General features: G+C 34.7%; 32 protein-coding genes. 30 read left to right on the plus strand and 2 right to left on the minus strand.

The window, feature by feature from the left end; genetic code table 11:
- Position 1: 1 nt before the first annotated feature.
- The gene (locus FJR03_RS04130; RefSeq protein ID WP_193114390.1) at positions 2–283 is read right to left on the minus strand and encodes a hypothetical protein; all 282 of its coding nucleotides are present in this window, start codon (positions 281–283) and stop codon (positions 2–4) included.
- 24 nt (positions 284–307) lie between these two features.
- A complete protein-coding gene (gene kdsB / locus FJR03_RS04135) occupies positions 308–1,024 on the minus strand; it encodes a 3-deoxy-manno-octulosonate cytidylyltransferase (RefSeq protein WP_193114391.1) in 717 nt (238 codons plus the stop codon).
- A gap of 63 nt (positions 1,025–1,087) precedes the next feature.
- On the opposite strand from kdsB, the gene FJR03_RS04140 reads away from it, so the two are divergent.
- The 30 genes from FJR03_RS04140 to FJR03_RS04285 all read left to right on the plus strand — a co-directional run bounded on the left by FJR03_RS04140 (position 1,088) and on the right by FJR03_RS04285 (position 25,138).
- The gene (locus FJR03_RS04140) at positions 1,088–1,783 is read left to right on the plus strand and encodes a tRNA1(Val) (adenine(37)-N6)-methyltransferase (RefSeq protein ID WP_193114392.1); all 696 of its coding nucleotides are present in this window, start codon (positions 1,088–1,090) and stop codon (positions 1,781–1,783) included.
- Positions 1,771–2,151, plus strand: coding sequence for a YkgJ family cysteine cluster protein (locus tag FJR03_RS04145; RefSeq protein WP_193114393.1), 381 nt, complete (start codon positions 1,771–1,773; stop codon positions 2,149–2,151). Before FJR03_RS04140 ends, FJR03_RS04145 begins: the two co-directional genes overlap by 13 nt.
- Positions 2,144–3,430: a tetratricopeptide repeat protein gene (locus tag FJR03_RS04150; protein WP_193114394.1), complete on the plus strand. Its 1,287-nt coding sequence runs from the start codon at positions 2,144–2,146 to the stop codon at positions 3,428–3,430. The genes FJR03_RS04145 and FJR03_RS04150 overlap by 8 nt, the downstream gene beginning before the upstream one ends.
- A gap of 3 nt (positions 3,431–3,433) precedes the next feature.
- The gene (gene trpC / locus FJR03_RS04155) at positions 3,434–4,231 is read left to right on the plus strand and encodes an indole-3-glycerol phosphate synthase TrpC (protein WP_193114395.1); all 798 of its coding nucleotides are present in this window, start codon (positions 3,434–3,436) and stop codon (positions 4,229–4,231) included.
- 2 nt (positions 4,232–4,233) lie between these two features.
- Entirely contained in the window at positions 4,234–5,337 is a 1,104-nt protein-coding gene (dapE, locus tag FJR03_RS04160; protein ID WP_193114396.1) for a succinyl-diaminopimelate desuccinylase, read from the plus strand.
- 1 nt (position 5,338) lies between these two features.
- Positions 5,339–5,740 (plus strand): thioredoxin fold domain-containing protein, encoded by a 402-nt coding sequence (locus tag FJR03_RS04165; RefSeq protein WP_193114397.1) that lies wholly within the window; start codon positions 5,339–5,341, stop codon positions 5,738–5,740.
- Positions 5,741–5,750: 10 nt separating this feature from the next.
- The gene (locus FJR03_RS04170; RefSeq protein ID WP_193114398.1) at positions 5,751–6,131 is read left to right on the plus strand and encodes a RidA family protein; all 381 of its coding nucleotides are present in this window, start codon (positions 5,751–5,753) and stop codon (positions 6,129–6,131) included.
- Positions 6,132–6,350: 219 nt separating this feature from the next.
- Entirely contained in the window at positions 6,351–6,686 is a 336-nt protein-coding gene (locus FJR03_RS04175) for a cytochrome C (RefSeq protein ID WP_193114399.1), read from the plus strand.
- 67 nt (positions 6,687–6,753) lie between these two features.
- Complete coding sequence (locus FJR03_RS04180) at positions 6,754–8,163, plus strand: DUF3373 family protein (RefSeq protein WP_193114400.1); 1,410 nt, start codon at positions 6,754–6,756, stop codon at positions 8,161–8,163.
- A 26-nt stretch (positions 8,164–8,189) separates the two neighbouring features.
- Positions 8,190–9,629 carry an NAD(P)/FAD-dependent oxidoreductase gene (locus FJR03_RS04185; RefSeq protein WP_193114401.1) on the plus strand — a complete coding sequence of 480 codons (1,440 nt, stop codon included), beginning with the start codon at positions 8,190–8,192 and terminating at the stop codon, positions 9,627–9,629.
- A 321-nt stretch (positions 9,630–9,950) separates the two neighbouring features.
- Positions 9,951–10,259, plus strand: a complete 309-nt coding sequence (rplU, locus tag FJR03_RS04190; RefSeq protein WP_193114402.1) for a 50S ribosomal protein L21 — start codon at positions 9,951–9,953, stop codon at positions 10,257–10,259.
- Positions 10,260–10,284: 25 nt separating this feature from the next.
- Positions 10,285–10,542 (plus strand): 50S ribosomal protein L27, encoded by a 258-nt coding sequence (gene rpmA / locus FJR03_RS04195; protein WP_193114403.1) that lies wholly within the window; start codon positions 10,285–10,287, stop codon positions 10,540–10,542.
- Between the two features lie 188 nt (positions 10,543–10,730).
- Entirely contained in the window at positions 10,731–11,834 is a 1,104-nt protein-coding gene (gene obgE / locus FJR03_RS04200) for a GTPase ObgE (RefSeq protein WP_193114404.1), read from the plus strand.
- Positions 11,834–12,598 carry a glutamate 5-kinase gene (gene proB, locus FJR03_RS04205; RefSeq protein WP_193114405.1) on the plus strand — a complete coding sequence of 255 codons (765 nt, stop codon included), beginning with the start codon at positions 11,834–11,836 and terminating at the stop codon, positions 12,596–12,598. Before obgE ends, proB begins: the two co-directional genes overlap by 1 nt.
- Positions 12,598–13,506: a methionyl-tRNA formyltransferase gene (fmt, locus tag FJR03_RS04210; RefSeq protein ID WP_193114406.1), complete on the plus strand. Its 909-nt coding sequence runs from the start codon at positions 12,598–12,600 to the stop codon at positions 13,504–13,506. Before proB ends, fmt begins: the two co-directional genes overlap by 1 nt.
- Positions 13,484–14,122: a biotin--[acetyl-CoA-carboxylase] ligase gene (locus FJR03_RS04215; RefSeq protein ID WP_347402129.1), complete on the plus strand. Its 639-nt coding sequence runs from the start codon at positions 13,484–13,486 to the stop codon at positions 14,120–14,122. The genes fmt and FJR03_RS04215 overlap by 23 nt, the downstream gene beginning before the upstream one ends.
- Positions 14,119–14,901 (plus strand): ParA family protein, encoded by a 783-nt coding sequence (locus FJR03_RS04220; RefSeq protein WP_193114408.1) that lies wholly within the window; start codon positions 14,119–14,121, stop codon positions 14,899–14,901. Before FJR03_RS04215 ends, FJR03_RS04220 begins: the two co-directional genes overlap by 4 nt.
- An 18-nt stretch (positions 14,902–14,919) precedes the next feature.
- On the plus strand, positions 14,920–15,762 hold the full coding sequence (locus FJR03_RS04225; protein WP_193114409.1) for a ParB/RepB/Spo0J family partition protein: 843 nt from the start codon (positions 14,920–14,922) through the stop codon (positions 15,760–15,762).
- Between the two features lie 86 nt (positions 15,763–15,848).
- Complete coding sequence (locus FJR03_RS04230) at positions 15,849–16,271, plus strand: FoF1 ATP synthase subunit B' (RefSeq protein WP_193114410.1); 423 nt, start codon at positions 15,849–15,851, stop codon at positions 16,269–16,271.
- Between the two features lie 24 nt (positions 16,272–16,295).
- Positions 16,296–16,793 carry a F0F1 ATP synthase subunit B gene (locus FJR03_RS04235; RefSeq protein WP_226962192.1) on the plus strand — a complete coding sequence of 166 codons (498 nt, stop codon included), beginning with the start codon at positions 16,296–16,298 and terminating at the stop codon, positions 16,791–16,793.
- A gap of 3 nt (positions 16,794–16,796) precedes the next feature.
- Positions 16,797–17,330 (plus strand): F0F1 ATP synthase subunit delta, encoded by a 534-nt coding sequence (locus FJR03_RS04240; protein WP_193114412.1) that lies wholly within the window; start codon positions 16,797–16,799, stop codon positions 17,328–17,330.
- Positions 17,331–17,351: 21 nt separating this feature from the next.
- Positions 17,352–18,869, plus strand: a complete 1,518-nt coding sequence (atpA, locus tag FJR03_RS04245; protein ID WP_193114413.1) for a F0F1 ATP synthase subunit alpha — start codon at positions 17,352–17,354, stop codon at positions 18,867–18,869.
- A gap of 10 nt (positions 18,870–18,879) precedes the next feature.
- Positions 18,880–19,770: an ATP synthase F1 subunit gamma gene (atpG, locus tag FJR03_RS04250; protein ID WP_193114414.1), complete on the plus strand. Its 891-nt coding sequence runs from the start codon at positions 18,880–18,882 to the stop codon at positions 19,768–19,770.
- An 11-nt stretch (positions 19,771–19,781) separates the two neighbouring features.
- Entirely contained in the window at positions 19,782–21,176 is a 1,395-nt protein-coding gene (atpD, locus tag FJR03_RS04255; RefSeq protein WP_193114415.1) for a F0F1 ATP synthase subunit beta, read from the plus strand.
- Between the two features lie 24 nt (positions 21,177–21,200).
- A complete protein-coding gene (gene atpC / locus FJR03_RS04260) occupies positions 21,201–21,593 on the plus strand; it encodes an ATP synthase F1 subunit epsilon (RefSeq protein ID WP_193114416.1) in 393 nt (130 codons plus the stop codon).
- Between the two features lie 3 nt (positions 21,594–21,596).
- Positions 21,597–22,163 carry a MotA/TolQ/ExbB proton channel family protein gene (locus FJR03_RS04265; protein WP_193114417.1) on the plus strand — a complete coding sequence of 189 codons (567 nt, stop codon included), beginning with the start codon at positions 21,597–21,599 and terminating at the stop codon, positions 22,161–22,163.
- A 3-nt stretch (positions 22,164–22,166) separates the two neighbouring features.
- Positions 22,167–22,559, plus strand: coding sequence for an ExbD/TolR family protein (locus FJR03_RS04270; RefSeq protein WP_193114418.1), 393 nt, complete (start codon positions 22,167–22,169; stop codon positions 22,557–22,559).
- Positions 22,552–23,283, plus strand: coding sequence for a TonB C-terminal domain-containing protein (locus FJR03_RS04275; protein WP_193114419.1), 732 nt, complete (start codon positions 22,552–22,554; stop codon positions 23,281–23,283). Before FJR03_RS04270 ends, FJR03_RS04275 begins: the two co-directional genes overlap by 8 nt.
- A gap of 2 nt (positions 23,284–23,285) precedes the next feature.
- Positions 23,286–24,533 carry a Tol-Pal system protein TolB gene (gene tolB / locus FJR03_RS04280; protein ID WP_193114420.1) on the plus strand — a complete coding sequence of 416 codons (1,248 nt, stop codon included), beginning with the start codon at positions 23,286–23,288 and terminating at the stop codon, positions 24,531–24,533.
- 56 nt (positions 24,534–24,589) lie between these two features.
- Positions 24,590–25,138 carry an OmpA family protein gene (locus tag FJR03_RS04285; protein ID WP_193114421.1) on the plus strand — a complete coding sequence of 183 codons (549 nt, stop codon included), beginning with the start codon at positions 24,590–24,592 and terminating at the stop codon, positions 25,136–25,138.
- Positions 25,139–25,146 lie beyond the last annotated feature (8 nt).

Consider the following 25,146-nt stretch of genomic DNA (forward strand, 5'->3'; position numbering starts at 1 on the left):
ATTAGTGGTACTTGTACCACTTGCACTTTTTTTTATTTTTTATAGCGTATATGTTATAGGTGAATTTTCGTCCGCAATCTTGACACTCAAATGTAGCACGATTTTTTGCTTTATTATATTTTACAAATAAAAAATTTCCCAGTTGATCGCCCGCTTTATAAATTATTTTTTTATTTTGGGCATAAGATTCTTCAGCTAGTTTAGCATCTTCTTTTTGCTTTATTAGCCATGAGGGTTCTAGATCCTCTTCGAATTCATCTGTATCAACTGTATACTTATCCATTTGAGTGAAAAATTGTAGAGATTATTATAAAAATATCTCAATTGCTCTTTCTAAATCTTCTTTCGTATCGATTCCAAATCCTGTTGAAGCAACTTTTACCATTGTTATCTTTTTACCGTGATAAATAGCGCGTAGTTGTTCAAGTTTTTCTATATCTTCGATCGGTGCATCACCTAAAGAACAAAACTCTTTTAAACTTTTTTTAGAAAATCCGTAGATACCGATATGGCCAAAATATTGTGCACCCCCACCTGCATTGTATGGAATTTTTGCACGTGAAAAATAGATGGCATTGTGATTTGCATCTAAAACAACTTTTACAAGATTAGGATCTTGGGCTGCTTCATCGTTGATCGCATTGTAGCAACTTCCCATTATAAACTCTTCACCTTTGTCTTGAAGAGATTTGAGTTGTTTTTGCAGAGACTCTACAACATCAGTCTCAATGAAAGGCTCATCTGCTTGTACGTTAATGATCAGTTCATCATCATCAAGCTCTAAAATAGTCGCACATTCGTGGATTCTGTCAGTCCCGCTTTTATGTGTAGTAGATGTAAGCATAGCTTCTACACCGTGAGCTTTACAAGTCTCTACTATCTTTTCATCGTCTGCTGCAACAACGACTCTATCTAGGTGGGCAACCCTTTTTGCAGTTCTTACAACCATAGGTAAACCGCCTATATCTACTAAAACTTTTTGTGGAAATCTTGTTGAGGCTAATCTTGCCGGAATAATTATCATTTTGTTTTAAATCCCTTTTGATATAATGCCACAATTATATCATAGTGCAGATAAAGGAGTATAATGATTTTACACCAGCCGGAGGCAGGATATTGTTACAACAGCGATTCTCTCTTTTTATACGATTTTATAAATAATTTCAATCCTAAAGGGAGAGTCTTAGATGTTGGTGCAGGGTGTGGAGTCGTAGGTCTTTTAGTCGCTCGTGATAATGAAAAAGTTATTTTAGAAGCTGTTGAGAAACAGGAAGCTTTTGTGGCATATGCCGAAAAAAATGCAAAAGAAAATGGTATAGATTATAAAGTGTACCATAGCGATTTTACATCGTTAGAGGTGCAAGAGAAGTATGACTATATCATATCAAATCCACCTTTTTACCCTTCAGGTGCACAAAAAAGTGCTAACGATATGTTGTTCCATGCAAGGTATGATGTAAACTTGCCGATGGAGGTTTTTTTTAAAAAGGTTTCTCAGCTTTTAAAACCGAAGTCCCATTTTATATTTTGTTATGATGCAACGCAGTTCGGACGTGTATGTGCAGAACTTGATAAAGTGAAAATGAGAGTGGTAGATGTACGTTTTGTACATCCAAAAGTAGATCGCACAGCTTCTATCGTTATGATTCACGCAAGAAACGGTTCAAACTCTTTGATGAAAGTTTGGCCGCCGTTTATCAGTTTTGAGGGTAACGAACAAAGTGAAGAGTCAAAAAAAATTTATAAAAAAGCGTCAACACAGAGTATAAAATGTCAGATATAATAAAACAAGATGGATTTCCTTACGCTTTTACACCTTCAGCGTGTGAAACTTGTGAAGGAAGATGTTGTACGGGTGAGAGTGGATATATCTACGTCACCAAAAGTGAGATATTTGCGATTGCAGATCTTTTAGAGATGGATGTTAATGATTTTGCGATAAAATATCTCTTTAAAAAAGGGTATAAATACTCTATAAAAGAGAACAAGGTGGGAGACTCCTACGAGTGCGTGTTTTACGACAAAGAAAGCAATGGATGTCAGATCTATAAGGCACGTCCGACGCAGTGTAAAACTTTTCCGTTTTGGGATTATTTTAAAACAAGGGTAGATGAGCTCAAAGAAGAATGCCCAGGGATAGTAGATGTATAGAAATTTTTTGCTTCTGTTTGTTTCAATCTTTTTTATCTCTTGTTCAACAATGCAGGAGACGCAACCTACGCCAAATGAAAAAGCATTTGATGAGGAAGATACCTACATCATGTTTGCTCTTCGTGCGGAACAGGTAAAAAGTTATAAAACAGCAGCTAAACTTTTTGCTCAGTTGTATGACAAGTCACAAAAAAAAGAGTACTTGTATAGATCTGTGCAAAATAGATATTTAGCAAAAGATTACAATACTACTATTGAGATTATCGATCGGTATTTAGCATATGAACCAAACGATAGAAAACTTCAAAGATATAAGATAGGTTCTCTTGCCGAATCGGGAGACATACCTAATGCAATTGCATTGGCACTTTCTCTATCAAAACAAACACAACAACCCGATGACTATATCCTTACAGCAGATGTATATATCAAAAATCATCAATATGAAGAAGCATTGCAATATCTTGAGAGTGCTTATGCTAAAGAGTATAATGAGAAGATATTAGATAAAATTGCAATTATCTTATATGTGAATTTATCGAGAAAAAAAGATGCTATAGCTGAGCTTGAAACACACTCAAGGATGCACGGGTGTTCTGAACTGATTTGTGATAGACTTATTGGGATCTATAGCAATGAAAATGATATTGACGGATTATTAAGTGTATATAAAAGAAAATACTCTTTAGATAAAGAGAGTGCAGTAGCAAAAAAAATTATTCAGATATACGGTTATAAAAGAGATTATGTAAAGTTGATGAACTTTTTGGAAGAGAGTGGTGAAGATGATGAACTTCTACTACAGCTTTACCTTTCAGCAAAAGATTTTAAAAAAGCATATCTTATAGCTTCTAAACTTTATGAGAAAGAGAACTCTTTAGAGTATCTGGGACAGAGTGCTATTTATCAATATGAAGCAAATAAAAGTAATCTCAATAAAAAAATTTTAGAGAGTGTAGTATCGAAGTTAGAGAGAGTCGTAGCTGTAAAAAATGACACTCTATATAAAAACTATTTAGGGTATATCCTAATAGACCATGAGCTTGATATTAAAAAAGGTATGAAGTATGTTCGAGAGGTTTTAAAAGTAAAACCGAAATCGGGATACTATTTAGATTCTCTAGCATGGGGATATTATAAACTGGGACAATGTAAAAAAGCGAAGAAGCTGATGCTGAAAGTTCGAACTTTAGAGGGTGGAGATGATCCTGAAGTTGATCTGCACATGAAGAAGATAAATGAATGTTTAAAAAAACAAATTTTAAAGAGGAAAAAATAAAGAATGATTTTAGATGATATTATCAAAAAAACAAAAGAAGACTTAGCTAAAAGGGAAAAAGAGTTCTCTATGGATTGGTTGGGGCGTTCATTGGCATTTAATGCAAGACAACCAAGAGATGTTTTCCCATACCTTACTGCAACTGAAGAGGACCCTTACAGAATTATCTCTGAAGTGAAAAAAGCTTCTCCGTCTAAAGGAGTAATTCGCGAAGATTTCGATCCGTTAGCTATCGCTCAGTCGTATGAAAGAGGTGGGGCAAGTGCTATCTCTGTTTTAACTGAGCCACACTTTTTTCAAGGAAGTTTAGATTATCTAGCAGGTATAAGAAGATATGTAGGAATTCCGCTTCTTAGAAAAGATTTTATCGTTTCAAAGTATCAGATCCTAGAAGCTCTAGTATATGGAGCTGACTTTATCCTTTTAATTGCTGCTGCACTTTCAAAAAAAGAGTTAAAAGATCTTTTAGCATATACTAGACACCTTGGTATGGAAGCGTTAGTTGAGGTTCATGATAAATCTGATCTTGTAAAAGCTATCTATGCGGGAAGTGATATTATCGGAATCAATCATAGAAACCTGCAAACTTTTGAGATGGATATGGAGCTTTCATATAAACTTATTCCATTAATTCCAAACGGAAAAGTGATCGTAGCTGAGAGCGGTATCTATGAACACGGGCAGTTAGAAGATCTTTCTAAAGCGGGAGTGGACGCTTTCTTAGTTGGTGAGTCTTTAATGCGTCAAGATGATGAAGAGGTAGCTCTAAAAACACTTAAGTACGGTAGTGCAGGAAAATAGTTTTGCAAATAATTGAATTATTCAAGTATATGATCAATTCGAAAAGTGAAACTCCCGATGATGGAGGTTTATTACTTTTTATAGAGGATTATTTACCGGGCTTTACAGCTGTTAGAGTTGATGTAGAAGATGTAAAAAACCTTTTTATCTATAAAAAATTCGGTGAGGGTGAGCATCTCTGTTTTGCAGGACATGTAGATGTAGTTCCAGCTGGTTCAAAAGGTTGGGATACTGATCCCTATCAAGCTACAGAGAAAGACGGTTATATTTACGGACGTGGCACACAAGATATGAAAAGTGGAGTAGCGGCATTTACACAAGCCGTTAATGAAGCAGATAGTTTCAATGGAACACTTTCACTTTTACTTACATCTGATGAAGAGGGTGATGCAATTAATGGTACGGTAAAAGTATTAGAATACTTAAGAGATAAAGAGATGCTGCCTGACTTTTGTGTAGTTGCTGAACCGACTTGTGAAGAGAACTTTGGAGATGCCATTAAAGTAGGGCGTCGCGGTTCTATAAACGGTTACATCACTATTAAAGGGAAGCAAGGTCATGCTGCGTATCCTGAAAAAGCTATTAATCCGATCCATCAAATCTCACAAGTACTCGGTGAGATGGCCGGAGTTGACCTAGATAACGGGGATGAACACTTCGCACCTTCAAAATTTGTAGTAACTGATATTCGTGCAGGTATGCAGGTAACAAATGTTACTCCAAATGAACTTCAAATGATGTTCAATGTACGTAATAATACAAAAACAACGCAAGAAGAGATTAAGGCATTTGTAGAAAAATATCTGGGAGACCTTGATTATGAACTTAGACTTACGCAAGGTTCTTATCCGTTTAAAACAGATACAGATACAAAAATAGTAAAAAAGATAGACCAGGCTATTGAAAAAGTAACATCTATTAAACCTAAACACTCAACTGCCGGTGGAACAAGTGATGCACGCTTTATCTCCGCATTTGGAGTTGATGTGGTAGAATTCGGTGTCAAGAATGACACCATTCACGCTGTAAATGAAAGAACTTCAAAAAAAGAGGTTGAAGGTTTATGTCAGGTTTTTAAAACTTTGATAGAAATATGGGATAAATAGTATGAAAAAAATAGTTTTATTTTTAGCAATGACGTTTTCGTTATTTGCTTCGGGAATCGATTGGCCGCATGACTATAAACAAGCATTGATAGATGCAAAAAAATCAAACAAACTTGTATATGTACTTTTAACATCGGATAATTGTAGATGGTGTAGAAAATTTGAAAATACAACTTTACAGGAAAAAGCTATACAAGAAAGATTAGCAAAAGAGTTTGTCGTAGTACATATCTCTAGAGATCGTCATTTTGTACCTAAAAATTTTGAAACTACACCAGTACCTAGACACTATTTTGTAGATTCACAAGGTGAGATACTTTATGAGACATTAGGCCATCGTGGTGTGGAGTGTTTTGATTCATTTATGGATAATGCACACGACAGACTAAAAGTTAATAAATAAAGGAGAAACAATGGAACTTATTCAAACAAATAATGCCCCTGCTGCTATTGGACCATACTCACAGGCCGTAAAAGCAAATGGGATGGTATATACATCAGGGCAAATAGCTTTAAAACCTGATGGTAGTGATGAATTACTTCAAGAAGATGTAGTTGTACAGGCTGTACAAGTGTTAAGAAATCTCGAAGCTGTACTTACAGAAGCAGGAAGCAGCATGGAGCAAGTTATAAAAACTACTATATTTTTAGCAGATATGGGAGATTTTGTAACAGTAAATGAAATTTATGAAGAAGCTTTTGGTTCTCATAAACCTGCTCGTTCAACAGTAGCAGTAAAAACTTTACCAAAGAATGCTCTTGTTGAGATTGATGCTATAGCATTAGCGAACTAATAACCTAACTTATATATAAAAGCCCTATAGCAGGGCTTTTTCTTCCCCTTATATTAAAATCTAATTACCTTTTTATTTCCACTATACCATCTTTTATTCGTTTAATTTTGTTCTTTTTTTAGAAATTCTTATTTTTATTATAAAAAATAGTTAATAATCTATTAATCTTTCTATGTATATAATGCTTACTTATGAATAAAATTAAATAAGGAAATAATTATGGTTTCATACAAAAAAATCGCTTTAACAGCATTATTAGGATTAGGACTTTTCGCAACAACTGTAAGTGCAGATGCTGCAAAAGGACAAAGAATTTATCAAAAGAAATTGAAAGAAGTTTGTGGTATGACAGGTGCAGTATTTGCAGCAAAACATTCTCAAGATGAATGGGCAGAAGCAAATGATAATGGTGAACTTGGTAAGGCAATGACTGAGATATGTCCAGCAGGAAAAGAGTTTTTTGAAAGTGATAAGTTTAAAAATAAGTTTTCTTCACATCTTTACGACTTTGTAAATGACTTTGCAAGTGACAGCGGTAATATCCCTAAGTGTTAATTGTATGCAAGTGCAGTGCACTTGCATAACAACCCTCAAATAAAAAATCAAAAAATAGGAAATATTTATGAGAAAAATTCTCCTTTCTTCTGTAGTGGTAAGTGCTTTATCATTAAATCTTTTTGGTGATGATATAGCAGACTTAAAAGCTGAAGTTAAAGCATTGACTACTAAAGTAAAAAAATTAGAAAAAAAGCAAAAAAGAACGAGCAAAACTCTTTCAAAGGTAAAAAAGCATGATGCTTTTGATAATGTAAAATTTGGACTCGATTTTAGAAATGCAGTTGATGTAATAGAGTATAAAAACAATAAAACGGGAGAGACAGCTTCTAATAACTCTCTACTCACAAGCAGACTTTATTTGACAATGGCATCTTCTCCAATTAAAGATCTTATTTTTCAAGGAAAATTGGCTGTATACTCTACATGGGGTTCACATCTTTATGTGGATGATAATGCACTCAAAGATTGGGCGGCTTCATCAAGACCTGCTGATACAGTGATGCGAATTAAAGAAGCTTATTTTATCTATAATACTGCTTTAGGTGAACAGCCTATCAGTGTTAGTGTTGGTCGACGCCCTGCAACAAACGGCTTTTTAGCAAATTATAGAGAGAATGAAAAAGTGGCAGGTTCCCCTTTGGCTCATATTACAAATATGGAAGTAAATGCTGCTATGGCAATGTTTAATCTCAGCCGTTTTGTAGATGGTGCATACACAAAGTTAGTATATGGTCGTGCACATAGTGGAGAGATGCAGAGTGTATACGGTGATAGCCCGGTAACTAGAATGCCTTATGCATTAAGCGGTGGGGATGTAAACGCAACTTTAGAAGATGAGAGTGTAGATTTCTTTGTATTTTTAGGTGATGGATATAATGATGGACAATATCAGTTAGCGTATCAATGGGCTCATATCTTTGATACAAAAGGGAAGGCATTAAATGGTGCTGGAGTAGCGGATGATGTAAATAAAGCAGCATCAGGTAGTGCAGATCTTGGAGCTCTTTCATTAAAAGTTGAAGGTGTTGGAGATGAGATCAGTGACTTTTTAGATGAGACAACACTTTTTCTATCGCTTGCAGCTACTAAATACAATCCAAAAGAGAATCATGAACTGCTTGGATCAAGGGAAAGTAAAACAGGATATTCTTATTGGATCGGAGCAGTTTTCCCTGATAGCATAACAGATGCTGGAAAATTTGGTTTGGAATATAATCATGGAACAAAGTACTGGACACCGATGACATGGGCAGAAGATACGGCAATCGGATCTAAAATAGCAGTACGTGGTGATGCTTATGAAGCGTACTGGAATTTTGATCTCTTTGGTGTGAAATATCTTCCATCACAGATCCGTTACACGTACGTACAACACAACTTTACACCAAACATTAACTGCGCAGGATGGGTAATACCAGAAGAGGTAGATATTACATCATCTGATTTGAGATTTGCAGTAAGTTATAGATACTAAAACGTTATAGAGTTAAAGGGGAAATTATGGATAAGAAAAATGAGTTTATGGACGAGATTGTAAATAACTCTGGGATGAGTCGTCGTGATGCTTTAAAAGTTATGGGGCTTTCACCAATTGCAGCCGGATTATTATTGAGTGGTGCTGCTGGTGAAGCTACAACAGCTGAAGCATCATCTTCTGCTGAAGGAAAAATTGTAATTGTTGGTGGTGGCTCAGGTGGGATCATGGCTATGGCAAGATTTCATTCGGCACTTTCAGACCCTGACATTACACTTATTGCACCAAATGAAAAACACTTGTATCAACCTGGGCAAGTTTTTATGGCAGCCGGTGAGTACACTTTTGAAGATATAGTAAAAGATAATAAAGACTTTATCCCTGATGATGTAAAGTGGATTAAAGATGAAGTGAAAACCTTTGATCCTGATAACAATAAAGTGATTACTCGTGCCGGAGAAGAAGTAAGCTATGATTATTTAGTAGTAGCTACCGGTCTTCAGTACCATTATGAGTGGATTGAAGGTCTTACTGAAGATATGATCGGAAAAAACGGGATCTCTTCAGTTTATCTGAATAATGCCGAAGCTGGAACTGCGGATGGCGGTTCTTTAACTTGGGAGTGGTTTAACGATCTTAAAGAAGCAGCTAAAACAGGCAAACAGAAAGTAATATGTACACAACCTGAAACAGCTATTAAATGTGGTGGTGCTCCACAAAAGATCCTTTATCTAAGCAATGACTTTTTAAAACAGGATAAACTAACAGCTGACTTTACATTTGCAACATCATCAACTAATTTGTTTGGCGTTCCAGAAGTAAATAAAACGCTTGAAGAGGAAGTGCAGCCTAGATATGGAAATATAACTAACAAGTTTGGACATAATCTTGTGGCAATCGATGCTGAGAAAAAGATAGCTACATTTGAGCATAAGTATGAGCTACAAGGTGAGTATGATGAAGATTTGGAAGAGTATGATATCATCAAGAAAACTGAGCGTGTAGATATGCCATACGATTTTATCCATATTGTTCCACCAATGGCTGGTGTTGATGCTGTTGCTTCTTCACCGCTTGCATGGCAAAAAGGAACAGGAAAAGGTTGGTTGGAAGTTGATCAATACACGCTGCAGCATAGACGTTATAATAATGTATTCGGTATCGGTGATATTTGTGGAGTTGCTAAGGGAAAAACAGGTGGTTCAGCTCGTCATCACGGACCTATTATGGTAGGGAATCTTTTATCTGTAATGGAAGGCAAAAAGCCTAAAGAGAAGTTTGATGGTTACACTGTATGTCCATTAAAAACTCAATATGGTAAAATTATCCTTGCTGAATTTGACTATAAGGGTGCTGCACCGTCATTCCCATTAGCTGTTGGTGAACAAAGATGGATGTGGTGGGCATTTGATCTTTACATGTTAAAACCTATGTATTGGTATTTAATGATGAGAGGTTTAATGTAAGATGAGATCTTTGATGATAAGAGAAGTTGGTATTTTTATCAGCTTACTTATCTTTCTTGCTGTAGTTATTCATCCTGATCTATTAAGTAATTTGAGTGAAAGATTTTCACTTATGTATGAAAGAGAAAATTATTTTCATCCTTTTATTTATACTTTTATAGTGTACCTTTTACTATCATTGTTAAGATATATGGTTATAAAAGCTATACAAGTGATTCGTAAAATAACAAATCATTAACAATTAAACAAAACTTAAAACTAAGTTCGGTATAATTCCGCACTTTTTGTAGAAATACAGTATATATAATTTAAGGACCATAGATGTACGCAATTATTAAAAATGGTGGTAAGCAATATAAAGTTCAAGAGGGTGACGTTTTAGATTTCGATAAAATGTCTCTTGAACCACAAGCTACTATCGAGATTAAAGAAGTTTTAGCAGTAAACGCTGGTGAGCTTAAAGTTGGAGCTCCATACGTGGATGGCGCTGTTGTAACTGCTGAGGTAATTAGTGAAGGTCGTGACAAAAAAGTTGTTACTTTCAAAAAACGTCGTCGTAAAGACAGTAAAGTAAAACGTGGTTTCAGAAGAGATCATACTCGTGTTCGTATCACGAAAATCGCTGCATAAGCTAAACTAAAAGAGGAGACGCAAGATGGCACATAAGAAAGGTCAAGGTAGTACACAGAATAACCGTGATTCAGCAGGTCGTAGACTTGGTGTAAAAAAATATGGTGGAGAAGCTGTTGTTGCTGGTAACATCATTATTCGTCAAAGAGGAACAAAAGTTCACCCAGGTAAAAATGTAGGTATGGGTAAAGATCACACTATCTACGCTTTAGTTGACGGTGTAGTTTCTTTTGAAAGAAAAGATAAGAAACGTAAACAAGTTTCTATTATTCCTGCTGCATAATTCTACTTTTAATATTTGAGCTTTGGCTCAAATATTTTTTTAACTTCGGAAATTTTTCCAAAATACTCAAATTTAAAATATTTAATAATCTACTTTATCATCGTTTAGTGTATTGTTAAGTATTCGTTGGTTAATATTTGAAAAAAATATTGACTATATATAGCTAAATATTAATATTAGGAGTTCACTTGTTCACAGATAGTGTCGAATTAACAGTTTCATCAGGAAAAGGTGGCGCAGGATGTGTAGCATTTCGTCGTGAAAAGTTTGTACTCAACGGTGGTCCAAACGGTGGTGACGGTGGAAAAGGTGGAGACATCTGGTTCAAGTGTGATAATAATACACATACACTTTCCCATTTTCAAAGAAAAATGCATATAAAAGCAGATAACGGTCGTCCGGGTGAAGGCTCAAATATGACTGGAAAATCTGGTGCGAAAAAGATTATTATCGTACCGCCTGGGACACAGATCGTAGACCAAGAAACAGGTGAAGTACTGCTTGATATGCTCGAAGACGGGCAAGAAGCAAAGTTTCTTGAAGGTGGAAAAGGTGGACTTGGAAATACACACTTCAAATCACCTACAAATCAAAGACCGACATACGCACAGCCTGGACAAAAGGGTGAAACTCGTTCTATAAAGTTAGAGTTAAAACTGATCGCTGATGTTGGCTTAGTAGGATTTCCAAATGTTGGAAAATCTACTTTAATCTCAACAGTTTCAAATGCACGTCCTGAGATCGCAAACTACGAATTTACAACATTGACACCGAAACTCGGTCAGGTAAACATTGGTGATTATGAGTCATTTGTTATGGCCGATATTCCTGGAATTATCGGTGGTGCTCATGAAGGGAAAGGTTTAGGGATTCAGTTCTTACGTCATATTGAAAGAACCAAAACACTTCTATTTATGATTGACCTTGCTTCATATAGAGACTTAAAAGAACAGATTGATGTTTTAAAAGATGAAGTAGCATCATTCTCGGAAAAGCTGGGTACTTCGAAATATGCGATCGCACTTACACGTGTAGATATTATTGCTCCTGATGATGTAGATGAGTTAGTTGGCGGTTTTATTAAGATGATGGGACTTGAGAAAAGTACACACAGTGAATTTGACTTTGACCAAAATCTGCCATACTATATTCAAGATACTGTGGATGAAACTTTAGGGTTTGATAGAGAAAAACCATATTTTATTTTACCGATATCTTCTGCGATCAACAAAAATATAGAGGGTCTTAAATATGCTCTGTTTAATCTTGTACAAAGTGATAGAAAAGAGTAATGAAAAGAATTGTAGTTAAGGTTGGTAGTGCAGTTTTAACACAAGATGGAAAGATCGCATTAGATAGAATGCGTTCACTTGTAGCTTTTTTAGCAGAGTTGAAAAAAGAGAATGAAGTTATTTTAGTTTCTTCTGGAGCAGTTGCAGGCGGATATACAAAACTGCAACTTGATCGTTCCGTCTTAGCAAATAAACAAGCTCTTGCTGCAATTGGTCAACCGGTTTTAATGCAAAAATATGCAACTAAGTTTGAAAAGCATGAGGTTATTACTGCACAAGTTTTAGTAACTGCTGCAAACTTGGCTCGTGAGGATGAAATCCAAAAAATTAAAAACACTGTTGATACTTTACTTGCAAATGGTGTTATCCCTATTGTCAATGAAAATGATGCAACTGCTGTTGAAGAATTAGTAGTAGGGGACAATGATCAGCTTTCAGCGTATATGACTAAACATACCGCTTCAGATATGTTGATTATACTTTCTGATATTGATGCATACTATGACAAAGACCCTAGAAAACATGATGATGCGAAAAAACTAAAAGTTGTTCATGAAATTTCTGAAGAAGAATTAACAAAAGATGTAACGCCAAATAACGTTTTTGCTACGGGTGGTATAGTAACTAAACTCAAAGCTGCTTCTTATCTGCTTAATAGCAATATTGATATGTTTTTAGCAAGTGGATTTGATCTTAGAGATGTTAAAAGTTTTATGCTTGAAAAAAATCATATCGGCGGAACTTTATTTACAAAAGGTATATAATGAATGTAATTTTTATGGGGACACCATCTTACGCAGATGAGATTCTTAAAGAGCTTATATCTGATCAAGAGATCAATATAGTAGCTGTATATACACAACCGGATAAACCTGTTGGTAGAAAAAAGGTTTTAACACCACCCCCTGTCAAAGTTACAGCTGAAAAAGCCGGTATAGCAGTATATCAACCGACACGTTTAAGAGATGAAGAGACGGTTGCGGAACTTTTAAAAATCGATTGTGACTATATAGTTGTTGCTGCATATGGACAGATCCTTCCAAAAGCGGTTTTAGACCATGCTCCGTGTATTAATCTTCATGCTTCTATTTTACCACAGTATAGAGGTGCAAGTCCGATTCAACAGACACTTTTAAATGGTGATGTTAAAACGGGTGTAACTGCAATGCTGATGGATGTGGGATTAGATACGGGAGATATCCTCAAAATTTCTGAGATAGATGTACCTGACGATGAAATGGTAGCTACTCTTTTTGAGAGACTCACCGTAGTTGCATCTGAGCTTACAATCGATGTTTTAAAGAACTATAAAAACTATACACCTGTAAAACAAGATGAAACACTAGCAACTCATTGTACGAAAATAACAAAAGCTGAGGGAAAAGTATCTTTTGATAGTGCGCAAGAGGTATATAATAAGTATCGTGCATTTACACCTTGGCCTGGGATCTATTTAGAAAGTGGATTAAAGCTGAAAAATATCTCTTTAGTTGAAACAAAATCGAAAAATGATTCCGGAAAAATAATAGAAGTTAAAAAAGAGAGCATTATAGTTGGATGTACAAACGGTAGTTTAGAAATTTTCAGTGTACAGCCAGAATCGAAAAAAGAGATGAATGTTCTTTCATATATTAACGGTAAAAGGATAGGTGTTGAAGATACTTTATCTTGATGAAGTTGACTCTACACAAAACTATTTAAAAAAATTACTTCAAGATACTAAACCCGATTTACCTATAGCTGTATCTTCAGAGATACAGACCAACGGCATTGGAAGCCGAAACAATTCATGGAACGGTATAGAAGGGAATCTTTTTCTCTCATTTGCAATTTCTTTAAAAGAACTTCCCAACGATCTTAAACTTGAATCTGCATCAATCTATTTTGCTTATATTTTAAAAGAGACATTGGCTGAGATGGGTTCTGAAGTATTCATAAAATGGCCTAATGATTTTTATCTCAATGAAAAAAAGATCGGAGGAATGATCACTAATATTGTAGGAGATAAGTTGATTTGCGGTGTAGGATTAAACCTTATAGCAGCACCACAAGGGTTTGAAAAAATCGACATAATAGTAGATAAAAAACTGTTGCTTGAAAACTATTTCAAAAAAGTTGAAAAAAAAGTTTTATGGAAGAAAGTTTTTAGCAAATATAAGTTAGAATTTCGTAAGAATAATAAATTTTTTGTACATATAAATAATAAAAAAGTTCCTTTAAGTAATGCAATACTTGAAGCTGATGGAAGTATAAAAATTGATGGTGAGAGGATATATAGTCTAAGATGAGTGAAGTTATAGTAATAGCAAATCAAAAGGGTGGGGTTGGAAAAACTACAACTGCAGTAAATCTTGCAGCCTCGCTCGCTGTTGCTGAGAAAAAAGTTTTATTAATTGACTCCGATCCTCAGGCAAATGCAACAACATCATTGGGATTTCATAGAAATGATTACGAGTTTAATATATACCATGTTTTAATTGGTGCGAAAAAACTTAAAGATATCATTTTAAAATCTGATCTGCCTACATTACACCTTGCTCCATCTAATATCGGTTTAGTTGGTATTGAAAAAGAGTATTATGATGCTGATAAAGCAAGAGGACGTGAACTTGTTCTTAAAAAAGCTATCGCTCATGTTAAAAAAGATTATGATTATATTATTATAGATTCTCCTCCTGCACTTGGACCGATGACAATTAATGCACTCTCAGCATCCAACTCTGTCATTATTCCTATTCAATGTGAGTTTTTTGCATTAGAGGGTTTGGCACAGTTATTAAATACAATTAAACTTGTAAGAAAGTCGATCAATCCGAAATTAAATATAAAAGGTTTTGTACCGACAATGTATTCATCTCAAAACAATTTGTCTAAACAGGTATTTGCAGATCTTAAACAACATTTTAAAGGGAAGCTATTTACTGATGATGAGAGTAAATATATAGTAGTACCGAGAAATGTTAAATTGGCAGAGTCACCATCATTTGGAAAACCTGCAATATTATATGATGTAAAATCGATAGGTTCAATAGCTTATCAAAACTTAGCGCAAGCAATTATAAAATAATAAAAGGAGAGTTCAAAAGTGAAAAGTCAAAAACTTGGTCGTGGATTAGATGCACTTTTAGGGGAGATTGATGAAGCTTATGAGAATGAAGGTTCTCATAGAGATGTCATTTTAGAAATCCCAGTTAAAAACATCCGTCCTAATCCATTTCAGCCAAGAAAGCATTTTGATGAAGAAGCTTTACATGAACTTGCAGAATCTATTAAAAATGATGGATTAATCCAGCCGATTGTTGTAAAAGAAGATGACTTAGAAGGGTATGTGTTAATTGCAGGAGAGAGACGTTTTCGTGCTTCAAAACTTGCAAAAATAAAAGAGATAAAAGCGATTGTATTAAATTCAGATGAGCAAAAAATGCGTAAATTTGCTCTTATTGAAAACATTCAACGTGAAGAGCTTAATGCTGTAGAATTAGCTGAGGCATATGGAGAGCTTTTAAAACTTCATGAACTGACACATGATGAACTCTCTGGAATGATTCACAAAAGTAGAACGCATATTACTAATACTATACGTTTATTACAATTATCTAAAAAAACACAAAAAGCTCTTATTGAAAAAAGTATCTCAGCTGGCCATGCAAAAGTATTGGTTGGGCTTGACGATAAAGAACAAGAGCTGATTGTAAATTCTATTATTGGTCAAAAATTAAGTGTGCGTGAAGTAGAATCTATGATTAAGAATAGAAAGCAAAATTTAGAGAAAAAACCTACTTCAACTGAAAAAACAGCATATGATTTTTCTAATTTACAAGAAAAATTTGACACGTTTAACTTTAATTATAAAACTTCCGCAAATAAGCTAACCATCGAGTTTTCATCAGAAGATGAAATAAGTGAATTTTTGTCACATTTATCCTAATTTCTTCAAAAATATTAAAATTTTTATAAATTTAACTATCCTTTCAATTTAATAATAGTATAATCTCGCAACTTTTAGGAGGTGCTATGTTAGATATAAATCCAATGTTACTTTTGGCTACATTTGTTGTATTTGTTTCGCTTATAGCCGTTCTAAATAGTTGGCTTTATAATCCATTGTTTGGCTTTATGGACAAACGTGATGAAGATATCAGAAAAGACCTTGAAAAAGTAGGTTCAAATGATAACGAAATCGCTGAGTTACAAGCAAAAGCAGAATCAATCATTATGAATGCTAAACTAGAAGCTGCGGCCCTAAGAGAAAAAGTTATTGCGGATGCTAAAGAGTTAGCAGAGAACAAGTTAGAAGCAAAACGTGCTGAACTTGCAGTAGATTATGTTGAGTTTAAGCAGTCACTTGCTCAATCTCAAGAAGAGTTGACAAAAGAGCTCATGGCTCAAGTTCCAATGTTTAAAGAAGCTGTTACAGCTAAAATAAGTCAAATATAAGGATGTAATGTGAGTAGAATTTTAGTGTTATTACTAATGGTATCAACTTATGCATTAGCATCTGAAGCAGGTCATGGGGATACTGATATAGTTCAAAGAACTGTTAACTTCTTATTATTTGCTGGACTTATTTGGTACCTAGTGGCAGAACCGGCGAAAAATTACTTTGCTTCAAGAAGTAATGAAATTGCTGATGAATTAAACAAAGTTCAAGAGAAACTTAAAGAATCTGTAGAACTCAAAAAAGAAGCATTGGCTAAAATATCAGAAGCTGAAAAGTTTGCTGAAGAATTAGCTGCCGCGTCTAAAAAAGAGAACAAGATTTTAAACGACAATATCATGTCTCAATGTGATTCTGATCTTGAAGTGATTGCAAAACAGCATGAAACTAAAAAAGATTTTGAAACTAGAAATATGGTTGTAGAAGTTGTTGAAGAAGTTATTTCTGAAACATTAAATCAAAGTTCTGAAATTTTTGATAGAGAAGCTATGGCTAACGTTATTTTAAAGAAGGTGGCATAGTAGATGGAAGAATTAATAGCAAAAAGATATGTTAAAGCCTTAAAAGATGGCATTGATTTAGCATCTGTAGAAGCAATTAGCGATGTTTTTTCTGCTTTATCTGATTCTTTTAAAGATGATAAGTTTATTAAAATTGTTACTAACCCAGATGTAGCAATGGAAGATAAATCTAACATTTTATTAGAAGCGGTAAAATCGGCAAACTCTGAAAAACTGAATAACTTTATCAAACTTATTGTTGAAAACAGAAGAATTGAAGTTATCCCGGCTATTTCAGTTGAGCTAAAAAAAGATATAGCAAACTCAACGAAAACTTATGAAGGAACTGTTTATAGCGACAGTGAATTAGATTCAAAAGTTATTAGTGATTTAAGCAGCGGACTTAGTAAAAAGTTTGACTCTACAATAACTCTAAATTTTGTTAAAAATGACTTTAACGGAATTAAAGTTGCAGTAGAAGGACTTGGTGTAGAGATTAACTTTTCTAAAGACAGAATTGATAATCAAATTATTCAACATATTATTAAAGCAATTTAACTTCAAGAGAGGAGAAAAATAGTGGTAGCAAAAATCCAAGCTGATGAGATCAGCTCAATAATTAAAGAACGTATCGACAACTTTGAATTAAGTGTTGATATAAACGAAACAGGTAAAATCGTTTCTTATGCTGACGGTGTTGCAAAAGTTTACGGACTAAGCAATGTAATGGCAGGAGAAATGGTTGAATTCGAAGACGGTACTAGAGGTTTAGTAATGAACCTTGAAGAAGCAAGTGTAGGTGTTGTTATCCTTGGTTCTGGTGAAAATCTTCGTGAAGGTATGAGTGTAAAACGTCTTGGTAAACTTCTTCGTGTACCTGTTGGTGATGCTCTTCTTGGTCGTGTAGTTAATGCTCTTGGTGAGCCAATTGACGGTAAAGGACCAATCGAAGCAACTGAAACTCGTTTCGTTGAAGAAAAAGCTCCTGGAATCATGGAACGTAAATCTGTTCATGAACCATTAGCAACTGGTATCAAAGCTATTGATGCACTAGTGCCAATCGGTCGTGGTCAACGTGAGCTTATTATCGGTGACAGACAAACTGGTAAAACTACTGTAGCTGTAGATACAATTATTAACCAAAAAGGTAACGGTGTTGTTTGTGTATACGTAGCTGTTGGTCAAAAAGAATCAACTGTTGCTCAAATCGTTCGTCGTTTAGAAGAACATGGTGCAATGGAATATACAATCATCGTATCTGCAACTGCTGCTGAAGCTGCTGCACTTCAATTCTTAGCTCCATATACTGGTGTTACAATGGGTGAGTACTTCCGTGACAATGCTAGACATGGTCTAATCGTATATGATGATTTATCTAAGCATGCGGTAGCTTACCGTGAAATGTCACTTATCCTTCGTCGTCCTCCAGGTCGTGAAGCATACCCAGGTGATGTTTTCTATGTACACTCTCGTTTACTTGAGCGTGCTGCTAAACTTTCTGACGAAGAGGGTGCAGGTTCTTTAACTGCTCTTCCAATTATTGAGACTCAAGCTGGTGATGTTGCTGCATATATCCCAACTAACGTTATCTCAATTACAGATGGTCAAATTTTCTTAGAAACAGACCTATTCAACTCAGGTGTACGTCCAGCGATCAACGTTGGTCTTTCTGTATCTCGTGTTGGTGGTGCTGCTCAAATTAAAGCTACTAAGCAAGTTGCTGGTACTTTAAGACTTGACCTTGCTCAATACCGTGAACTTCAAGCATTTGCTCAATTCGCATCTGACCTTGATGAAGTTTCTCGTAAACAACTAGAGCGTGGACAAAGAATGGTAGAGGTACTTAAACAACCTCCATATTCTCCATTATCAGCTGAGAAACAAGCTGCTATTATCTTCGCAGGTAATGAAGGTTTCTTAGATGATTTAGACGCATCAGATGTTGTACGTTTCGAAGCTGAAATGTATCCATTTATTGAAGCATCTTATCCACAAATTTTAGAGAACATTAGTAGCTCTAAGAAAATTGATGATGATACTGATGCATTACTGAAAAAAGCACTTGAAGAGTTCAAAGCTAGCTTTATAGCGTCATAAGGGATACTTAATGGCAAACTTGAAAGATATTCAAAGAAAAATTAAGAGTGTATCAAGCACTCAAAAGACGACTCGTGCGATGAAGTTAGTTTCAACGGCTAAACTTCGCCGTGCTGAAGAGCTTGCAAAACGCTCACGTCTTTATGCGGAGAAAATGAATCAGGTTATTGCCGAAATTGCTGGACGCATTAGTTGTAGTAAAGTTGGAGGATTAGACAATCGTTTCTTTGAAACAATTGAAAATCCGAAGATGGTTGACATCGTATTTATTACTGCGGATAAAGGTTTATGTGGTGGTTTTAATATTCAAACTATTAAAGCTGTTAATAAACTTCTTCGCGAGTATAAAGAACAAAATGTTAAAGTGCGTTTACGTGGAATCGGTAAAAAAGGTATTGAATATTTTAACTACAATGAAGTTGAGATGCTTGACACAGTTGTAGATTTAAGTTCAAAACCGAACAAAGAAAAATCTGATGATTTTATTGAAACTTCTATCACTGATTTTCAAGAAGGGAAGATAGATGCTTTACATGTAGTATATAACGGGTATAAAAATATGATTACTCAAGAGTTACATGTAAATCAGATCTTACCGGTAAATTCTGAAGAATTTAACTGTGAAGAGGTTCAAAAGAATTCTACTATAGAAGTTGAAGCAGAAGATGAAGAGAAAATGTTAAACTCTTTAGTATCTAAATATGTTAGTTATAACATGTACTACTCTTTAATTGATTCAGTTGCTGCTGAACATTCAGCTCGTATGCAAGCTATGGATACGGCAACTAACAATGCTAAAGAGATGGTGAAAAGCTTAAATGTTGAATTTAATAAAGCACGTCAAGCTGCGATTACTACTGAACTGATTGAGATCATCAGTGGTGTAGAGAGTATGAAATAATGGAGAAAAATATGATTGGAAAAATTAGCCAGGTAATGGGTCCTGTTGTTGATGTTGATTTTGATGGTTATCTTCCGGTAATAAACGAAGCTATCGAGGTTAATGTTACTGTTGAAGGTAGTGAACATAGATTAGTATTAGAAGTTGCTGCTCACTTAGGTGATGGTCGTGTAAGAACTATTGCTATGGATATGAGTGAAGGTCTTGTACGTGGTATGGATGCAAAAGCTACTGGTGCGCCTATTAAAGTACCAGTTGGTGAAAAAGTTCTTGGACGTATCTTTAATGTTGTTGGTGACACAATTGACGGTGGTGAGCAGGTTGAAGGTGCTCCTGAGTGGTCAATTCACCGTGCTCCACCACCATTAGTTGATCAATCAACTACAACAGAGATGTTTGAAACTGGTATCAAAGTTGTTGACTTATTAGCACCATATGCAAAAGGTGGTAAAGTTGGTCTATTCGGTGGTGCTGGTGTTGGTAAAACAGTTATTATCATGGAGCTTATTCACAATGTTGCTCATGGTCACGATGGTTTATCAGTATTTGCTGGTGTTGGTGAAAGAACACGTGAAGGTAATGACCTTTACTACGAAATGAAAGAATCGAACGTACTTGACAAAGTTGCACTGTGCTACGGTCAAATGAGTGAACCACCGGGAGCACGTAACCGTATCGCTCTTACTGGTCTTACTATGGCTGAGTATTTCCGTGATGAGAAGAAACTTGATGTACTTATGTTCATCGATAACATCTTCCGTTTTGCTCAATCAGGTTCAGAGATGTCTGCACTTCTTGGTCGTATCCCTTCAGCTGTTGGTTACCAACCAACTCTTAGCCGTGAAATGGGTGCTTTACAAGATCGTATTACATCAACTAAAAATGGTTCAATTACATCTGTTCAAGCTGTTTACGTACCAGCGGATGACTTAACTGACCCGGCTCCGGCTTCAGTTTTCGCTCACTTAGACGCAACAACAGTACTTAACCGTAAAATTGCTGAAAAAGGTATCTATCCTGCAGTTGATCCACTAGATTCAACTTCAAGATTACTTGATCCACAAATTTTAGGTGAAGAGCACTACAGTGTAGCTCGTGGTGTACAACAAACATTACAAAAATATAAAGATCTTCAAGATATCATCGCTATCCTTGGTATGGATGAGCTTTCTGAAGATGACAAAAATGTTGTTGAACGTGCTCGTAAAATTGAGAAATTCCTTTCTCAACCATTCTTCGTTGCAGAGGTATTTACAGGTGCTCCTGGTAAATATGTATCTCTTGAAGACACTATCAAAGGTTTCAAAGGAATCTTAAACGGTGAGTATGACCATATGCCAGAGAACTCTTTCTATATGGTTGGTGGCATGGACGAAGCTATCGAGAAATACGAAAAAAGCAAATAAGCTTTTTAAATATAAAGGACTGTAATGGATAAGTTTAAACTTGAAATCCTAACGCCTAACGGTGAAATCTTCAACGGTGAAGCTGTTAGCGTAGTTCTTCCTGGTGTAGAGGGAGAATTCGGTGTTTTAGCTGGCCACGCTGCACTAACAACATTGTTAGAAGCTGGTGTAGTTGATGTCGAAAAAGAGGATAAATCAGTCGAATCTATTGTTATTAACTGGGGTGTTGCTCACGTTAATGAAGAAAAAGTTGTTGTTTTAGTTGAAGGTGCTGCAGCTATTCGTGGTGCAAACGAATCTGAAATTGCTGAAGCTATTGATGCAGCGAAAAAACTTATTAACGATATTGCAGACTCAGGTGCTGCTATCGCTACTGTGTCAGCTAAAATTGAAACAGCTGCACAAAAGTTACTATAATAGATGATTAACAATATAATAGATTTTTATTTAAAATCTCATCCGGTTACTATTGGGGTACTTGCATTACTTGCAGTGTATTTTATAGTTTTAAACTGGGTGTTTTTCTACCGCTATTTTTCTCTTAATACGTGGCTCAAAAATGAGAGTGCTTCACTTGAAGCACTTTTACTTGGTGCCACAAGAGTAAATGAGAACTCTTTTTTAAATAACTTTGTAAAATCAAGTAATTTTATTTCAAAAGAAGTTTTACAATTAGGACAACTTGCATCTACTAAAGAAGCTACAAAGGGTCTTTCTATCCTTTCAATATTTGCTTCTACAACACCATTTATTGGACTTTTTGGTACTGTTGTTTCTATCCTTGATACTTTTACACATATAGGGCAAACAACGGGAAGTATGTCTGTAATTTCTACAGGTGTATCAGATGCATTAATAGCAACAGCCGCAGGTATCTTTGTTGCAATCTTTTCTTATACATATCACCAAATTTTAAAACGATTATCTTATGATGTTATTAGTCATATACAGATGCAAAGTGATGCACTTTTAGCTCGCAAGGCTTAAGATATGTTATATGATTGGGATGAAAAACCTGAACTAAATATTACACCTCTTGTTGATGTAATGCTTGTTCTTTTAGCAATTTTAATGGTAATTGCTCCAAACATTATCTTTGAGGAAAATATAAAACTTCCTCAGGGTTCTACAACGAAACAGATATCTAAAATTCCCCCTGTTCATATTACGATTGATGAAGAACAAAACATACAGGTAAATAAAGAGAATTTTCTACTTAACGGTTTTCAAGACAACTTTTATTTATATGCAAACAAGTTGGATAAAAAAGCAACTGTACTTATAAGTGCAGATGAGAGTTTGGATTACGGTATTGTAATGTCTATATTGGCAGCTGTAAAACAAGCTGGATTTACTGAGGTCTCTTTAGCTACCAATGGTTAGAGATGATAAATATTTTTATATCAGTGGATTTATTTCACTGTCTCTTTTTTTAATTTTCCTAATTCTTTTTGCTACTCTTCTTTTTAGCGCATCACAAACAAAAAAATATGGTTTAAAAAAAGATAACTATGTTTCTATATCATTAACAACACCTGTAGTTACAAAACCTCATACAAAAAAGAAAGTTGAAAAACAGCAATCTATTATTACCGAAACAAGTGAAGTGACAAAAGATGTTGACGTAAATGATCTATTCAGTGATGTATGGACACAAAAAATCGATCATACAAAAACAAAGCCTAAAAAAGTAAATTCTAAAAGAATACAAGAGATCTCAAAGAGAGTTAAAACAAGTAAAGAAAATGAAGTTGAATCTATCTCTGAGAAACTTAAAAGTCTTGACACTTCAAACAATGAACAAGAACAACAAAGCAGTTCGACTGCCGATGAAGTTAATGAATATTTAGCTAAAATTCAAGCAATAGTTTATGAAAATTTTTCCCCTCCTATGAACTCAGAGGGGAATAAAGTACAAATCGTAATAGAACTTGATGCTATCGGTAAAATGTTAGACTTTAGAGTGTTAACCTATTCATCTAATGAAGCTTTAAATCAAGAAGCTGATAAGATAAAAATGAGACTTTCTAACATTATGTTTCCTAAGAACCCCGAACATCATTCATTTAGAGCTATTATAAATTTAATTCCAGAAAACAAGGAGTAGTTTTGAAGATATTATTTTCACTCTTAATTACATTTATCTTATCGTTTGCCAGTGATGCAACAATTGATGTTATTAAAAAAGTTGATTCTTTACCGTCATTAGCACTAGAGGATGCATCTATCAGTTATGACGATACGTTTAAATTACAAGTTTTTAAATCACTTGTAGCTGACCTAAATGTTATATCTATTTTTAACGTAGACAGACATCATAGAATCGCAAACTATAACGATACAAATGTGTTAGTTGAAAACAAAGATCAAAACTATGTACTGAGATATATGATGCGAGAAGATGATAAGGGCGCACTCAATATATCTATCAAACTACTTAATAAAAATGAAGAGGTATTTTCAAAAAGTTATAAAGTAAGTAAACAAAAACTTTATGTATTTATATCTCATGCTATTGCTTATGATATTAATGAATTTATGGGTGAACCGTCAGTAGAATGGATGAAAAGAAAAGTGATCTTTTCTCGTATTGTTGGACCTAAGCAGAGTGAAATAGTAATATCTGACTACACTTTAAGATATCAGCATGTTATTATCAAAGGCGGGTTTAATGTTTTTCCTAAATGGGCAGATAAAAGACAAAAAGGATTTTATTACACATCTTTAGATGCAAAACCAACTTTAAAGTATGTTGATATTACAACTGCTAAAATTGATAGTTTAATATCATCAGACGGAATGTTAGTATGTTCTGATGTAAGTACTGACGGTAAAACTTTGTTATTAACAATGGCACCTAAAGGGCAGCCTGATATCTATACATACAATGTAGATAGTAAAAAATATAAAAGAGTTACTAAATATAGAGGGATTGATGTAAATGCGCAGTTTATGTCAAGAGATAAAATTGTTTTTATTTCATCACGCCTTGGTTACCCAAATGTATTTTCAAAAAAACTGGGGACAAATGAAGTTGAACAATTAGTATATTACGGAAAAAACAATTCAGCATGTAGTGCCCACGGTGAATATGTAGTATACAAAGCAAGAGAGAGTTCAAATAGCTTTAGTGAAAATACTTTTAACTTGCATTTAATATCTACAAAATCTGATTTTATCAGACGTTTGACAGCAACAGGTATCAATGAATTCCCTAGATTTTCTAAAGATGGGGATGCAATTATTTTTATTAAAAACTATAAAAACCAAAGCTCGATCGGGATCATAAGATTAAAGTACAATAAAAATTATCTCTTCCCTTTACGATATGGTCGTGTTCAATCTATGGATTGGTAACAATTAATATTTTTTTGGTATAATATTTCAAATTATAATTTCGAAGGATTTAAGATATGAAAAGTTTAGTACTTTCTAGCGTTGCTGTAGCACTTTTAGTATTTAGTGGATGTAGTTCAAAAGAGCCAGCTGTTGATTCAAAAGCTCAAGAATCTACTCAAAATGTTGAAGAGGTGCAAGCACCGGCAACTGAAACAGTTGCAGGAGAGGAAAGTGTTGTAGACTCTAGCACAAATGAAATCTCTAGATTAAGTATGGATGAAGTAGAAAGCAAGTTACCAACTATCTATTTTGCTTTTGACAAATTCAACATCTCAACTCAAGCACAAGAAAAAATTGTAGCTGCTGCTGAACTTGGTAAAGCAGGTGCTAAACCTTACTCTGTAAAATTAGAAGGTAACTGTGATGAATGGGGAAGCGATGAGTATAACTTTGCTTTAGGTTTAAAACGTACAGAAGCTGTTAAAAATGCTTTAGTTAACGAAGGTATTGATGCATCTCGTATCTCTATGGTAAGTTATGGTGAAAGCAACCCAGTATGTACTGATAAAACAAAAGAGTGTTGGGCACAAAACCGTAGAGTAAACTTTAAACTTCTTCCATAAGTTTTATA

This window comes from Sulfurimonas marina (genome assembly GCF_014905095.1).
GTDB classification, from domain to species: domain Bacteria; phylum Campylobacterota; class Campylobacteria; order Campylobacterales; family Sulfurimonadaceae; genus Sulfurimonas; species Sulfurimonas marina.

What these genes read in the sequence shown, in the direction of transcription:
- FJR03_RS04140 (WP_193114392.1), top strand. Translation starts at nt 1,088, where the DNA reads ATGATTTTACACCAGCCGGAGGCAGGATATTGTTACAACAGCGATTCT.
- FJR03_RS04220 (WP_193114408.1), top strand. Translation starts at nt 14,119, where the DNA reads ATGAGTGAAGTTATAGTAATAGCAAATCAAAAGGGTGGGGTTGGAAAA.
- FJR03_RS04170 (WP_193114398.1), top strand. Translation starts at nt 5,751, where the DNA reads ATGGAACTTATTCAAACAAATAATGCCCCTGCTGCTATTGGACCATAC.
- FJR03_RS04270 (WP_193114418.1), top strand. Translation starts at nt 22,167, where the DNA reads ATGTTATATGATTGGGATGAAAAACCTGAACTAAATATTACACCTCTT.
- FJR03_RS04165 (WP_193114397.1), top strand. Translation starts at nt 5,339, where the DNA reads ATGAAAAAAATAGTTTTATTTTTAGCAATGACGTTTTCGTTATTTGCT.
- FJR03_RS04175 (WP_193114399.1), top strand. Translation starts at nt 6,351, where the DNA reads ATGGTTTCATACAAAAAAATCGCTTTAACAGCATTATTAGGATTAGGA.
- FJR03_RS04145 (WP_193114393.1), top strand. Translation starts at nt 1,771, where the DNA reads ATGTCAGATATAATAAAACAAGATGGATTTCCTTACGCTTTTACACCT.
- proB (WP_193114405.1), top strand. Translation starts at nt 11,834, where the DNA reads ATGAAAAGAATTGTAGTTAAGGTTGGTAGTGCAGTTTTAACACAAGAT.
- atpD (WP_193114415.1), top strand. Translation starts at nt 19,782, where the DNA reads ATGATTGGAAAAATTAGCCAGGTAATGGGTCCTGTTGTTGATGTTGAT.
- FJR03_RS04240 (WP_193114412.1), top strand. Translation starts at nt 16,797, where the DNA reads ATGGAAGAATTAATAGCAAAAAGATATGTTAAAGCCTTAAAAGATGGC.
- FJR03_RS04275 (WP_193114419.1), top strand. Translation starts at nt 22,552, where the DNA reads ATGGTTAGAGATGATAAATATTTTTATATCAGTGGATTTATTTCACTG.
- FJR03_RS04185 (WP_193114401.1), top strand. Translation starts at nt 8,190, where the DNA reads ATGGATAAGAAAAATGAGTTTATGGACGAGATTGTAAATAACTCTGGG.
- FJR03_RS04130 (WP_193114390.1), bottom strand. Translation starts at nt 283, where the DNA reads ATGGATAAGTATACAGTTGATACAGATGAATTCGAAGAGGATCTAGAA.
- FJR03_RS04150 (WP_193114394.1), top strand. Translation starts at nt 2,144, where the DNA reads ATGTATAGAAATTTTTTGCTTCTGTTTGTTTCAATCTTTTTTATCTCT.
- rpmA (WP_193114403.1), top strand. Translation starts at nt 10,285, where the DNA reads ATGGCACATAAGAAAGGTCAAGGTAGTACACAGAATAACCGTGATTCA.
- FJR03_RS04180 (WP_193114400.1), top strand. Translation starts at nt 6,754, where the DNA reads ATGAGAAAAATTCTCCTTTCTTCTGTAGTGGTAAGTGCTTTATCATTA.
- trpC (WP_193114395.1), top strand. Translation starts at nt 3,434, where the DNA reads ATGATTTTAGATGATATTATCAAAAAAACAAAAGAAGACTTAGCTAAA.
- FJR03_RS04230 (WP_193114410.1), top strand. Translation starts at nt 15,849, where the DNA reads ATGTTAGATATAAATCCAATGTTACTTTTGGCTACATTTGTTGTATTT.
- fmt (WP_193114406.1), top strand. Translation starts at nt 12,598, where the DNA reads ATGAATGTAATTTTTATGGGGACACCATCTTACGCAGATGAGATTCTT.
- atpC (WP_193114416.1), top strand. Translation starts at nt 21,201, where the DNA reads ATGGATAAGTTTAAACTTGAAATCCTAACGCCTAACGGTGAAATCTTC.
- FJR03_RS04285 (WP_193114421.1), top strand. Translation starts at nt 24,590, where the DNA reads ATGAAAAGTTTAGTACTTTCTAGCGTTGCTGTAGCACTTTTAGTATTT.
- kdsB (WP_193114391.1), bottom strand. Translation starts at nt 1,024, where the DNA reads ATGATAATTATTCCGGCAAGATTAGCCTCAACAAGATTTCCACAAAAA.
- atpG (WP_193114414.1), top strand. Translation starts at nt 18,880, where the DNA reads ATGGCAAACTTGAAAGATATTCAAAGAAAAATTAAGAGTGTATCAAGC.
- FJR03_RS04265 (WP_193114417.1), top strand. Translation starts at nt 21,597, where the DNA reads ATGATTAACAATATAATAGATTTTTATTTAAAATCTCATCCGGTTACT.
- rplU (WP_193114402.1), top strand. Translation starts at nt 9,951, where the DNA reads ATGTACGCAATTATTAAAAATGGTGGTAAGCAATATAAAGTTCAAGAG.